Genomic DNA, 12,960 nt, shown 5'->3' with positions numbered 1-12,960 from the left:
TGTTGTACCGCGGCTGCTCCACCATTACCCCGCGCGCTCTAGCCGCTCGCCCAGAGCCAACCATTCCGCTTCAAGCTTTTCGAGCGCACTTGCTATTTGCGCCCTTTCCACCAGCAAGTCGGCGACGGTCTTGCCGGCCAGATGCGGTAGAGATTGGACGGGTTCGCTTATCGCCCGGTCGATTTCGGAACATTGGGTCTCGAGCCTGGCGATGGATTTTTCGACCGCCGTGACCTCCGCCTTGATGGTGCGCGCCTCTTTGCGCGCCTTGTTCGACCCTCTGCGGCTCGTCTTCGGGGGTTTGACGTTCGGGCCTTTCCTGGGCTGATTCCGGCCCAACACGAAGTCGATATAGTCCTCCATGCTCCCGGAATAGTCCTTGGCCGTGCCGTCATCGACGAGCACCAATCGGTCGGCAGTCAGTTCCACTATGTGGCGATCGTGGCTGATCAGGATCACGGCTCCCGAGTAGTCATTGAGCGCCTGGATCAGCGCCTCGCGCGCATCGACATCGAGGTGGTTGGTCGGCTCGTCGAGGATCAGCAGGTGCGGTGCATCGCGGGTGATCAGGGCCAGCGCCAGCTCGCCGCCGGACAGCCGCCCGACGTCGGTGGTCGCGCGATCGCCGGAAAAGCCGAAGCGTCCCAATTGTTCGCGAACCTCGCGGGGCGGCTTACCTTCCATCACGCGGCTCATATGCTCCAGCGGAGTGGCATCCGTGGCCAGTTCCTCCACCTGATATTGGGTGAAGTAGCCAACCTTCATCCTGGCAGACGCATTCATGGCGCCTTCCATCGTGGGAAGCTGCGCAGCGAGCAGGCGAGCGAGAGTGGTCTTGCCGTTGCCGTTACGGCCGAGCAGAGCAATTCGGTCGTCCGGATCGACGCGCAAATTGAGCCGCCGCAGCACCGGCGCGTCAGTTGCATAGCCCACCGCGGCAAGATCCAGCGAAATCAGCGGCGGCCGCAGTTCGCTCGGATTGGGAAAGTTGAAGCTCAGCGAGGGATCATCGATCAGCGCGACGATTGGCTGCATCTTTGCCAGCATCTTGGCGCGTGACTGCGCCTGCTTGGCGGTCGACGCTCGGGCGCTGTTGCGCGCGACATAATCCTGCAACCGGGCGCGTTGCGCATCTTGGGAAGCCTTGGCCCCGGAAAGTTGCGCTGCGCGTTCCGCCCGCTGGCGCTCGAAGCTGTCATAGCTGCCTGGATAGAGTGTCAGCTTGCCGCCCTGGAGGTGGAGAATATGGTCCACGACATTGTTGAGCAGGTCGCGTTCGTGGCTGATCACGACTATCGTCGCGGGGTAGGACTTGAGGAAGCTCTCGAGCCACAAGGTCGCTTCGAGATCGAGGTGGTTTGACGGTTCGTCGAGCAGCAGCACGTCGGGCGCGGAAAACAGCAGTGCGGCAAGCGCTACGCGCATGCGCCAGCCGCCGGAAAAGCTGTCGAGCGGCTGGTCCTGCATCGCTTCATCGAAACCCAGGCCGGTCAGGATGCGGACAGCGCGCGACGGCGCGCTATAGGCATCGACCGCGAGCAGCCGGTCGTGAATGTCGCCAAGCCGGTCCGGGTCGACGCAGGTCTCCGATTCTTTCAGCAACTGGGCGCGCTCGACATCGGCCGCCAGCACCGCCTCTACGGGCGTGGTCGAACCGCTTGGGGCATCCTGTGCGATATAGCCAAGCCGGGTACGGCGCGGCATCTCGGTTCCGCCCTCGTCGGGATCGAGCTGACCGACAATCACCTTCATCAAGGTCGACTTGCCCGCGCCGTTGCGGCCGATCAGGCCAACTTTTCCACCCGGTGGAATCGCGGCGCTAGCGCGGTCGAGGATGGTGCGGCCGCCAAGCCGTACGGTAATGTCATTGATGGCCAGCATGCGCGCGCCGTAGCAGCGTGGTGGGTACGCCCCAAGCCGGAATCATCTGCGAATCCCAGCGCGCTCCGGTCCAAAGGAACGACCTGCCTTCGCCCAATATCGCGCCATTTCGTAAGCCCAGGCTAGTGATAAACGAACGGCCGGTCTCCGGAAGCTAATTTGACCTCCGAACGGCGGCTATATCGGCGGCTCCGGCCAACTGATGGTCCGCCGCGTGCAATGTCGGCTCCGCAGATCGTTCATTTGGGGAGAGCCAGTCCGCACACGACGCAATTGCGGACACTCAGTTAGCGCGGTTTAGCACCAGACGGGCGACTGCAAAGAGGACGGCAGCGCGATCTGGGCCGCAAAACAGCCGCCGTCGTGAGTAGACGATGGGGTGCTAACGCCAGTCTACGAAAAATCGTTTCATTGAAGCGGCGAGAAGCTTCAAAGTCCTCGCGGATTACCCTCCAGCAGGGTGGCGATCGTATCTCGAAAAACGCTTTCCGGCTCGGAATGAACGGTATCGCCCGCGATCCTCACGCCGATGCAATCCTCCTCCCTCAGGGCCTTGCCTTCTTCGACCACGCACAGCCGATCCTGATCGTCGATCGACCAGCTTCCCGTTCTTGTTTCTGCTATCCTCTCGTCGCTCGCCCGCTCGCCCGTCGACATTTGCATGATCGCGCGCCCATCCGGGCTGAAATATATGAAGGCCCTGACGGCGAGGGTCGGCATAGGCATCGCCGGAGCAAGAACGATGGTATTGCCGCTGATGCGCTCGATAGCCGCACGCCCCGTGAGGATGGGTGTCTCTGACTGGCCATAGGTGCTGGCGGGAAGCAGGGCCGCAAGAACTGCGAGGAGAACAGGCCTTTTCATCTGCCAAGCGCTATTAGGCCGCCGCCTGACTTGCAAGCAACTGCGATCCGTCCGCAGGCGCCTCAATACGTCTGCGTGAACATACCGTCGGTTTCGGTTGGGCAAACTTGGCAGCTAGACGACCGCTATGTTGGGGGTAGCTGTCAACGGGGCGATGCAGACGGCACGTATCCCGCTGAGTTTCTGCCGTCAGAAGGCGGTCCGGAAGACTGCTATGATCGTTCCGTCCGGACGGCTTCGCATCTAAACCGGCCACGGGAAGCGCGACCAAGGTCATCGCCGAAGGCTTGGACTAGGACGGCAATTGCAATCGCTCTGCCAGCTCTCGGGCGGCTTCGGCGGGGGTGAGCTTGTTTTTGGCGCGGTCGACCGAGAGGTTGGCATCGCGCATCGCCTCCACGTGGATCACTCCGACCAGTGGTTCGAGCGCCGCGGCGAGCTTCCGGTCTTCGGCGCGGTCGGGCGCGATCAGGAGGAGAGCGTCGTACGCCGGAAAGGCGCCTTTCGGATCTTCAAGCACGACCAGCCGGTCGGCGGCGATCCGGCCGTCGGATGTATAGGCGCCGATGACGTCGGCCTCGCCGGATCGCAGCGCGTTATACATGAACGTCGGAGTGAAGGTGCGCTGACGGCCGAAGCTGAGACCGTATCTCTCGCGGACCGCAAACCATTCGGGACGGCGGAAGAACTCCGGATCGCCGCCCACGGTGAGGCGGGATGCAACCGGCGCCAGATCAGCCAGCGATCGGACGCCGAGTTCACGTGCCCGGTTCTCGCGTATCGCCAGCGCATAGGCATTCTCGAACCCTAGCCGGCCGAGCACGCGAATGCCGTTCGTTTCTCTCTCCCACGCGACGATGGCCTGGTAGATCGCCTCGCGCCCCGGGTTCCCGTCGCGCTTCATCTCATTGCTCCAGAGCGTGCCGGTGTAATCGACCGAGATATCGATCGCGCCGGTAGCAATTGCATCGTGCACCACCGCGGAGCCGAGCCCATCGCGGTACTCGACCGCATAGCCGGCATCCCGTAGCCGCTGCCCGATCAGCCGGGCGAGAATGTATTGTTCCGAGAAGCTCTTGGCTCCGATCACGACGGTGTCGCCGCGCTTGTCGAGATCGAGCTGCGCGTAGGCCGCTGCGGCGATGCCGAGCAGGGCGAGCGTCCCGGCTCCCCATACGAGCCGCTTGCGCCTCGCCGCGAACCCGCGCTCGATTGTGCCCAGTAGCAGATCGGCCATGAGTGCGAGTGCGGCGCTGGCGATGCATCCTGCGAGTACGAGCGCCCAGTTCTGCGTCTGCAGTCCGGCGAAGATCGGGTCGCCCAGGCTCGCCTGACCGATGGTGGTGGAAAGCGTCGCGGCGCCAATCGTCCATACCGATGCGGTTCGCACCCCCGCCATGACATAAGGCGCAGCGAGCGGCGCCTCGACCAGCCGCAGCTTCTGCCAGGAGGTCATGCCGACGCCGTCCGCCGCCTCGAGCACGCCGGGCGCCATATGCTCGCGCGCGGTCACCGCGTTCCGAAGGATCGGCAGCAGCGCATAGAGCGCGAGTGCGAGGAGCGCTGGGAGGAAGCCAAGTGTCGGCAGTCCCTCGCCGAACACCGCGCGCAGCGAAAGCAGGATCGGAAAAAACAGCGCAAGCAACGCCAGCGCCGGGATGGTCTGGACGAGGCTGGCGAAGCCGAGCGCAATGCGCGCGACCGATGGCGAACGGCTCGCCCAGACGGCAAGGGGCAGGGCGACTGCGATGCCGAGGCCGATCGCCGCGGCAGAGAGCAGCACGTGCGCGGCGAGTTTGTCGCCGAGGCCGAACAGGATGGCGAGGATCGGGCTCATTCTTCCAGTTCCGCGATGGCATCGGCCTGATCGCGCGGCACGGCGACGAGCGCCTGTGCCTCCTCGCTCCCCGCCCCGGCGAGCAGTGCACGCGGAGTCTCGTCGGCGACGATTCGCCCTTTCGCCATCACCAGCACCCGCTCTGCCAGCAGCAGCGCTTCGGCCATGTCGTGGGTCACCATCAGCGTCGTCAGGCCAAGGCGTTCGTGCAGTTCGCGCACGCGCTTGCCGAGCGCATCGCGCGTGACCGGGTCGAGCGCGCCGAATGGCTCGTCCATCAGCAGAAGCTGCGGGTTGCCCGCCAGCGCACGCGCCACGCCGACCCGCTGGCGCTGCCCGCCTGAAAGCTCATTGGGCATGCGCGCGGCATGATCGGGTTCGAGTTCGACCAGTTCGAGCAGCTCGGCGACGCGCTCCCTACCGATCGGGTGACCCGCAAGACGCGGCCCGATGCCGACGTTCTGTGCCACCGTCATATGCGGGAACAGGCCGATCGACTGGAAGACATAGCCGATCCGCCGCCGCAGCGCGGGCGCGCGAATCGCGCGCACATCCTCGCCTTCGAACAGAATCGTGCCCTCGTCGGGTTCGACCAGCCGGTTAATCGTCTTGAGCAAGGTCGACTTGCCCGAGCCTGATGCGCCCACCAGAGCGACGAAGCTACCTCGTGGGATAGCGAGATCGAGGCCATCGATCGCGCGCAATTTGCCGAAACGCTTGGTAAGCCCTGTCAGGCGCAGTTCGCTTTTGAGCGCTGGCATGGCTGCCACCTTTAGGCGGCGTTGGCACTCGCAAGCAACATTGGGCAGGGCTCTTTCGAAGACCGTCTGGCCCGCCTGGATTTGCTACCTCAGCAATCCGTTCGGCCATGAGCGCGCGGTCACCGCCGTCGTGCGCCTCGATAGCCAAGGGCGGTAGCATAGGCGGCTACATCCCCGCCTCTGGTACTCTGCCGGGCGCCTCGTAAGGCGGCGTTCGTGTGTCGCCTCTCGCTTCAAGAGCGGCTTTTGGCTCATGTCCTAAAGCCGAGATGGCGGCGGAATTGCCTGTTTTGTCCTCGGTTGATCATGAAGCGCGCCGGACACCGGAGCGCAAAGCCCGCGAGCGTTGCATTCGTGCGATCATCCCGGCCTTGCGTCATGCGGAAATCTCGACGACTTTGTCATTGTCGATTTCCGCCGTCACGTCAGGATTCCTTTCTCCCGCGGACGCATTGACCAATATCGCATCGTGCTCGGCGAACACGCGTTCGATATCGTCTCGCCGGTCGAAGATCAGTTTGGCGACACCGTTCGTCATCCCTCCATCTTCTCCGACACGTCCCAGAACGGATGCCAGATCGGCAAGGGTCGCTCGTTCAGCGGTGGCGTGAAGCTCCCCTCGACTGTCACGATATGCGATGCACTCTGTAGCCATTAAAGATTCCGACCCTCTTAACCTCAGCAGATGCACCAGCTTTGCCAGCAAGTGCATGACGACCTCCCCCCGCTCCTGCACGCCCACCACAGCGCAGCCCTTCACATGGGTTAACCACTTTGGGCCCATTCTCCAACATCGAGCCGCGTGCAGCCATTGTTGCTAGATGGAAATGACACGTTATAACGTGTAGCGAATCGTGCTGTGGGATCGGCACGGCATCATGGAAAATCGGCAGGGTCGTTCGTCCCGGAAGCCATCGGATGATCCCAGCGGATCGAAGGGACTCATGGGAAAGTTGAGATTTTTGGCGTTTACGGCGCTCGCCGTTTCGCAGGTCGGCCACGCAGAGGAGCAGGATAGCAGCGCACAGCAGCGCGAGGAGCGCCAGCAGAGTCTCGACGGATCCTCGATCGTGGTGACGGCCTCTCAGACCTCTCAGGAGATACGGACGGCGCCTGCCACCATTTCGGTTATCGCGGGCAGTGATCTGCGCCGGCGACCAGTGCAGGATCTCGCCGAAGCGGTGGAAAACGAGCCAGGCGTTCTGATCAATTCGGTGGGCATGTCGCGCCGGGGCATTTCGATCCGCGGCATGTCGGAAGAGCACGTGCTGACGCTGGTGGACGGCAGGCGGATCAATGATGCCAGCGCCAACATGGCCCATGTCGATTTCAATCTTGGCTGGGTGCCGGGCATTGCGATCGACCGGGTGGAAGTGGTACGCGGCCCGCTCTCGGCCCTCTACGGCTCGGAGGCGCTGGCGGGCGTCATCAATGTCATCACCCGCCGTCCCGACGACCGGCTCGAAGTCAGTGCGCTCGCCTTGCAGGGCTTCCGCGACGGTGAAGGTGGCGATTCCAGCCAGGTTGCCGCTCTGGTGGGCGGGCCGCTCAACGAGCAGTTCGGTCTGGTCGCCTGGGGCGAGTATCGCCGGCGCGGCCGCACACAGAGCGAAGAGGACCCGCTGCAGAGCGAGCTCGAGGGACGCGCGGCACTAAGTGGCAGCGTGATCGGCTGGTGGAAGCCGGCCGAGGGTCAGCGGATCGAGCTCGGCTATATGGCCAGCGACGACGATCGGACCCGCGATACCGTCACGACCGGATCGAACCCTGTCTATTACGCGTATCAGGACCACATCACCCGATCGCGCCTCTCGGGCACCTATACCGGTACCTGGAATTGGGGCGAGCTTCAGCTGGGCGCATACCGTTCCGTACTCGAGCGCGTGAACGAGCGCGACCAGGAGCAGGAGCCGACCGCTCCCACTAAGGCGACAGACATCGTGGTGGATGGAAGGCTCGCCGTGATGCCCTTTGCCGGCAACCGGCTGACGATCGGCGCCGAACACCGCAACGAAAAGCTCCGCGATCTCACGATCAACGCAGAGGGCGAGGACAGCGTCAACCACGACGCCGTCTTCATCCAGGACGAGTGGGAGCTCACGCCGGACGCCACGCTCACCCTTGGCAGCCGCTTCGATCATCATCCTGCCTACGGCTGGAAAACCAGCCCGCGCGCCTATCTCGTGGTCGAGCCGGTGGATGGCCTCGTCATCCGCGGCGGCATGGGCGAAGCGTTCAAGGCGGCGACGCTGAAGCAGCTTTCGCCGGGCTACATCACGGTTGCCGCCGGCGGGCGCTTCATCATCACTGGCAATCCCGATCTCGAGCCGGAGACGAGCACGAGCTACGAGCTCGGAACGGCCTATTACAGCGCGAACTGGAACTTGGGCGTCACGCTGTTCCAGAACGATCTTTCCAATCTGGTGCAGACCGAATGTGTCGAGAGCTGCGGCGTCCGCGGGCAGGAGCGGCGCACCTATCTGAACGTCGACAGTGCTCGTATTCGCGGGCTCGAAGTCGGCGGCGAGGTCTCGCCGGTCGACGCGCTGACCCTGTCGGCCAGCTACACTTATGTCGATCCGCGCGACCTCTCCGCCGATCAGGAACTGGCCGAACGCCCCAACCACAGCGCCAAGCTGCAGCTGGGGTGGCAGGCCACCGATGCTACGCTGTTCAACCTGCGCGGTCGCTATATCGGCAAGCAGACGGTCTATGCCAGCACGGAGCCGTTGCGGCTCGACGGCTACGATCTGTGGTCGATCGACGTCAGCCACGATCTCGACGACAAGCTGACGCTCAAGGCGGGCGTAGACAACATCTTCGAAAAGCGGCTGGCCGAAGAGTCCGCGCTTTACAGCGTGGCCGAGCCTGGCCGGGTGTTCTTCGTCGGACTGGGCATGTCGCTCTGACCGATGCTGCGGCTGCTTCTGGTCCTTTGCTTGCTGCTGCTCCCGTCGTCGCTTGCGGCGCAGGAGCAAACGGCCCGGCCGGTCGTCCGTATCGTGACGACGCCCTTCGTTTTGCCCGCGAAGTTCAAGCCGATGCAGGCCTGGGCGCAGGAAGCGGGCTATCGCCTCGAGTGGGTCCAGATCGGGGAGGGCGGACAAAGTGATGGAGATCTCGCCGTCGGCGCCGATCTTCTCGTGCTCGATGGCCCGCGCCCCGGTGACATGGCGGCGGCGAAGCAAGCGTTAGGGCCTCTGGACGCGCTTTCGGTCCCGTGGCTGAGCGTCGGCGGCGGACCGCCGGGTTTCGGCAACTTGTCTGCCGCTGCAGCGCGGTCTTTGATCGGTTATTATGCCGGCGGCGGGGCGGCCAATCTCAAGACCTTCGTCGCCGCAGTACCGCTCGCTCTGGCCGGGAAAAGCCTCGATGAGCTGCCGCCGCCCCGGTCAATGCCCGATACCGGCTATTACCACCCGCAGGCGCCGCAACTTTTCTCCGCCTCCGGGGAGGTCGAGCGCTGGATGGAGCAGCAGGGATGGGCGGCGCGGCCGGTGGTCGCCGTCGCCATTTCCGGCGGCGCGATCCGCGACATGCAGACCGAAGTCATCGAGGCCCTTGCAAAAGGCGCCGCTGCGCATGGTCTGACGCCGATCTTCTTCTGGTACGACGAGCGTGATCCGCAGGGCATCACGAGCATGATCCGCCCGCTTGAGGCGCAGGCGCTCGTCAACCTCACCCATATGCAGGACGGCGACGCGCGAACGGCCGAGTTCGAGGCGCTGAACATTCCCGTCCTTCAGGGCCTGAATGAAAGGTCGGCTACGGTGGCGGAGTGGCGCAAAGGCATATCGGGCGTTGGCGGATCTTCCACTGCGGTCATGTTGACGGTCCCGGAAGCATGGGGCGTTGCCGATCCCATCGTGCTCAGCGCGGTGGAGGACGGCGTCCCCATACCCATTCCCGAGCAGGTCGAGCTTCTGGCAGCCAAGCTCGCGCGCCTTGTTGCACTGCGCACGATGCCCGCCGCTTCCAAACACCTGGCGCTGTTCTTCTGGAACTATCCGCAAGGCGAGAAGAACCTTGCCGCGTCCAATCTCAACCTGCCGCTGAGCCTCGAAAAGCTTACGCGCGATCTCGCGGCCGCCGGCTACGATGTCGCGCCGGAGGAAGGCACAGCGCTCATCGCATCGGGCCAGGCCATGCTGGGCGGGCTCTATCGCCCGGAAACGCTGGAGGGCCTGCTGGACCGCAATCTTGCGGCACGCCTGCCGCTCGCCACCTACAAGGCGTGGCTCGATACGTTGCCTGCCTCACGCCGCGAGGAGGTCGTGGCCACATGGGGGGCGCCGGGAGACAGCCCAGCCATCGTTGGAGGCGATTTCGTCATTCCGCGCTTGGCGCTTGGCAAGCTGACCATCCTGCCGCAGCCGCCGCGCGGCCGGGATCCCGGCACGGCCTATCACGACAAGGCCACGCCGCCCGATCACCGCTATCTTGCGACCTATCTCTGGGTGCGAGAGGAGCATCGGGCCGATGCGATCATCCATATGGGCACGCACGGCACGCAGGAATGGACGCCGGGCAAGGATCGCGGACTGTGGGCCGGTGACTACCCCTTCCTGCTGGTGGGCAATGTGCCGGTGTTCTATCCCTACATCCAGGACAATGTCGCCGAGGCGCTTCAGGCGCGGCGCCGCGGCCGGGCAGTGACGATCAGCCACCAGACACCCGCTTTCGCCCCTTCCGGCCTCTACGACGAACTGCGCGATATCCATGCGCTGATCCATCAATATGCACAGCTTGAGCAAGGACCGGTGCGCGGCCGTGTGGCCGAAGCGATCGTGACACAGGCTCGCAGCGCGCGGCTCGACGCTGACATGGGCTGGAGCGACGAGGCGATCTCCCGCGATTTCCCTGGCTACTATACCGCGTTGCACGATCACCTGCATCAGCTTGCCCGGGCCTCGATTCCGCTTGGGCTCCACGTCTTCGGCACTTCCGCGGCGCCCGATCGGCGGCTGACAACGGTGATGCAGCAATTGGGTCCGGACTATCTCGCCACGCTCGGCCTCGATCCGCAGGAAGCGTTCGCGGAAGATTTCGACGACCTCAAGGAGAGCGGGCCCTATCGCATGCTGGCACGCTATCTGCGCGAGGGAGAGCATGTCGCTGCGATCGAGGACCCGGCTTTGCGCGAGCAGATCGAGCTCGCGGAGTCCTATGATCGCAACCTGGCGGAGCCCGGCGAAACCGAAGCCCTGCTGGGCGGGCTTGCCGGAGGTTTCGTTCGCGCCGGCGCCGGCGGGGATCCCGTCCGCAATCCGCAAATCCGCAGCGGCCGTAATCTCTACGCCTTCGAGGCGGAGAAAGTGCCGGCGCCTGCTGCCTACGAGGAAGGCGGCAAGGCGCTCGAGCGGATGATCGAGGCTCACAAGCACAAGCACGGCGAGATGCCGGAGAAGATCGCTTTCTCGGTCTTCTCCGGGGAGACGATCCGCACCCTTGGGATCGGCGAGGGGCAGATCCTTCACGCGCTCGGGCTCCGCCCCGTCTGGGGTCGTGGCGGCAGGGTCGAGCGGCTGGACATCGTGCCCCTGGAGGAGCTCGGCCGTCCGCGCATCGACGTCGTGATGCAGCCGACCAGCGTCTATCGCGACCAGTTCGACGCCTTCATGCGTCTGCTTGCGGACGGGATCGACCGCCTCGCGGCCCTCGACGAGGACAGCGGACCTGCGGCCGGTGCACGGCAACTGGAGCGCGCTCTGATCGAGCGCGGCGTCGAGCCGGAGCGTGCGCGCGAGCTCTCCCGCCTGCGCATCTTCACGAATGCTCCCGGCGAATACGGCACCGGCCTGCCCGACGATATCGGCCGCGGCAGTAGCGGCGAGGCCCAAAGCTGGGGGGAGGAGAGCGAACTCGCCGATCCCTTCCTCGAGCGGATGCAATATGCCTATGGCGCGCGGGCCTGGGGTCTGAAGCTCGAAGGCACCAATCTCTTCGCCGAGCAGCTGCGCGATGTGGATGCGGCAGTAATGAGCCGCTCCTCCAATCTGCACGGCCTGCTGTCGACCGATCACCCGTTCGAGCACCTGGGCGGACTGTCGCTCGCGGTCCGGCATCTGACCGGCCGTTCGCCCGATCTCTACGTCACCGACATGCGTGCCGGAGAAGCGCGCATGGCCACGGCCGCTTCCTTCCTCTCCGACGAACTCCGCGTGCGTTATCTCAATCCGCACTGGATCGGGGAAATGCGGAAGGAAGGCTATGCCGGGGCCAACACGATGCTCGGCATCGTCAACAATCTCTGGGGCTGGCAGGTCGCCGATCCCGGCAGCGTGCGTGCCGATCAATGGCAGGCGGTGCACGATACTTACGTGCGCGATGCCCGCCAGCTCGGCCTCGATCGCTTTTTCGAGCAGGTGCACCCCGATGCGCAACTGCAGATGGTCGAGCGCATGCAGGAAGCGATAGCGCGCGGATACTGGGAGGCCGACGATGCAACCCGCCAATCGTTGGCCGAGCGCGTGCGCGAACTGCAAGGACTTATCGCGGCTGCTGACGACCTCGCCAGCGATGCTGCCGAGCGCAGCGGTTTCGGCCTGGGTTCTGTAATGGGCGCGCAACCTGCAGCGTCCCGCGCGCGCGCCGTTCCTGCGCCGGCCGCACAGCCAGCACCCTCCATAATGGGCCGTATCCTCGAGCGGCAGGTGACGCCGGAGCCGCCGGAGCCAACGACGCTTCGCGGGCAGCTGCCCGCCGCGATCTTGCTGGTGCTGTTGTTCCTTATCGGCGTGCTGCTTGAAGCACGCAGCCGCCGCTCCTCCAGAACGTGGAAAACTGCCGATGCTCGCGCTTGAAGCCGCCCTTTACGATGCCTCCCGCCTGTTCCTCGTGCCCGTCATCGTGCTTATCCTGACGTCGCTCGCCTACGCGCTGATCAGCCTTGGACGCTTCGCCGCCGAAGCCGCCGCCAGGGCGGCCGGGCGTGCCCGTCAGCCCCTCGCGGAGCACAGCCGGCGCACGGGATGCACCGCCGAGGGCCTTGAACTGGTCGTCATGCGGCGGCTGGAGTGGCTGCGGATCGTCTCACGCAGCGCACCCATGCTCGGTCTGGTGGCAACGATGATCCCGATGGGGCCTGCCTTGCTGGCGCTGGGCACCAACGACGCTGCGGACGTCGGCAGGAACCTGGTCGTCGCCTTCTCCTCCGTTATCCTGGCGTTGGTCGCGGCCTCGATCTCGTTCTTCATCTATACCATCCGCCGCCGCTGGCTGCTGGAGGAACTGCGCGCGCTTGAGACCATGCCGGAGGCGGCGTGATGCGTTTCCTCGAAGATGACGAGGCGGACGATCCGATCCTCTCGGTCGTCAATCTGGTCGACCTCTTCCTCGTGATCACCGCGGTGCTGATGGTCCTGATCGTTCGCAATCCGCTCAATCCGTTCCAGTCTGAGAACGTCATGGTGGTGGAGAACCCCGGGACCGAGGACATGACCATCACGATAAAGGATGGAGAAAAGCTGGAGCGCTACACGTCGACGGACAGGCTCGGCGAAGGAGGCGGTGTGAAGGCAGGGACGACGTATCGGCTGCCCGACGGGAATCTCGTCTATGTTCCTGAATGACCGGCAGCAAGCGGTATACGCCGAGCGGCATCTGCGCGGCCAACTC

General features: G+C 64.6%; 9 protein-coding genes. 4 read left to right on the top strand and 5 right to left on the bottom strand.

Features of this window, described 5'->3' with window-relative positions; translation table 11 throughout:
- Positions 1 to 24 precede the first annotated feature (24 nt).
- The 5 genes from JNO53_RS13735 to JNO53_RS15410 form a co-directional block, all read right to left on the bottom strand.
- Positions 25 to 1,881: an ABC-F family ATP-binding cassette domain-containing protein gene (locus JNO53_RS13735; protein ID WP_203112551.1), complete on the bottom strand. Its 1,857-nt coding sequence runs from the start codon at positions 1,879 to 1,881 to the stop codon at positions 25 to 27.
- Between the two features lie 429 nt (positions 1,882 to 2,310).
- A complete protein-coding gene (locus JNO53_RS13730) occupies positions 2,311 to 2,745 on the bottom strand; it encodes a hypothetical protein (RefSeq protein WP_203112541.1) in 435 nt (144 codons plus the stop codon).
- Positions 2,746 to 3,037: 292 nt separating this feature from the next.
- The gene (locus JNO53_RS13725; protein ID WP_203112537.1) at positions 3,038 to 4,582 is read right to left on the bottom strand and encodes an ABC transporter permease/substrate-binding protein; all 1,545 of its coding nucleotides are present in this window, start codon (positions 4,580 to 4,582) and stop codon (positions 3,038 to 3,040) included.
- Complete coding sequence (locus tag JNO53_RS13720) at positions 4,579 to 5,343, bottom strand: ATP-binding cassette domain-containing protein (protein WP_203112534.1); 765 nt, start codon at positions 5,341 to 5,343, stop codon at positions 4,579 to 4,581. The genes JNO53_RS13725 and JNO53_RS13720 overlap by 4 nt, the downstream gene beginning before the upstream one ends.
- 376 nt (positions 5,344 to 5,719) lie before the next feature.
- On the bottom strand, positions 5,720 to 6,055 hold the full coding sequence (locus tag JNO53_RS15410) for a hypothetical protein (protein ID WP_238401928.1): 336 nt from the start codon (positions 6,053 to 6,055) through the stop codon (positions 5,720 to 5,722).
- Positions 6,056 to 6,287: 232 nt separating this feature from the next.
- Between JNO53_RS15410 and JNO53_RS13710 the strand changes: the two genes are divergently transcribed.
- Genes JNO53_RS13710 through JNO53_RS13695 form a run of 4 tightly spaced genes read left to right on the top strand, consistent with a single transcriptional unit; the run spans position 6,288 to position 12,914 of the window.
- Positions 6,288 to 8,252: a TonB-dependent receptor domain-containing protein gene (locus JNO53_RS13710; protein WP_203112521.1), complete on the top strand. Its 1,965-nt coding sequence runs from the start codon at positions 6,288 to 6,290 to the stop codon at positions 8,250 to 8,252.
- A gap of 3 nt (positions 8,253 to 8,255) precedes the next feature.
- Entirely contained in the window at positions 8,256 to 12,146 is a 3,891-nt protein-coding gene (cobN, locus tag JNO53_RS13705; RefSeq protein ID WP_203112518.1) for a cobaltochelatase subunit CobN, read from the top strand.
- The gene (locus JNO53_RS13700) at positions 12,133 to 12,609 is read left to right on the top strand and encodes a MotA/TolQ/ExbB proton channel family protein (protein WP_203112515.1); all 477 of its coding nucleotides are present in this window, start codon (positions 12,133 to 12,135) and stop codon (positions 12,607 to 12,609) included. Before cobN ends, JNO53_RS13700 begins: the two co-directional genes overlap by 14 nt.
- Complete coding sequence (locus JNO53_RS13695; protein WP_203112512.1) at positions 12,609 to 12,914, top strand: DUF2149 domain-containing protein; 306 nt, start codon at positions 12,609 to 12,611, stop codon at positions 12,912 to 12,914. The genes JNO53_RS13700 and JNO53_RS13695 overlap by 1 nt, the downstream gene beginning before the upstream one ends.
- The last annotated feature ends 46 nt before the right edge of the window (positions 12,915 to 12,960 follow it).

The organism is Altererythrobacter sp. C41 (assembly GCF_016803135.1).
In the GTDB taxonomy this organism is placed as follows: domain Bacteria; phylum Pseudomonadota; class Alphaproteobacteria; order Sphingomonadales; family Sphingomonadaceae; genus Pelagerythrobacter.
This window is presented reverse-complemented; position numbering and strand designations above follow the sequence as displayed.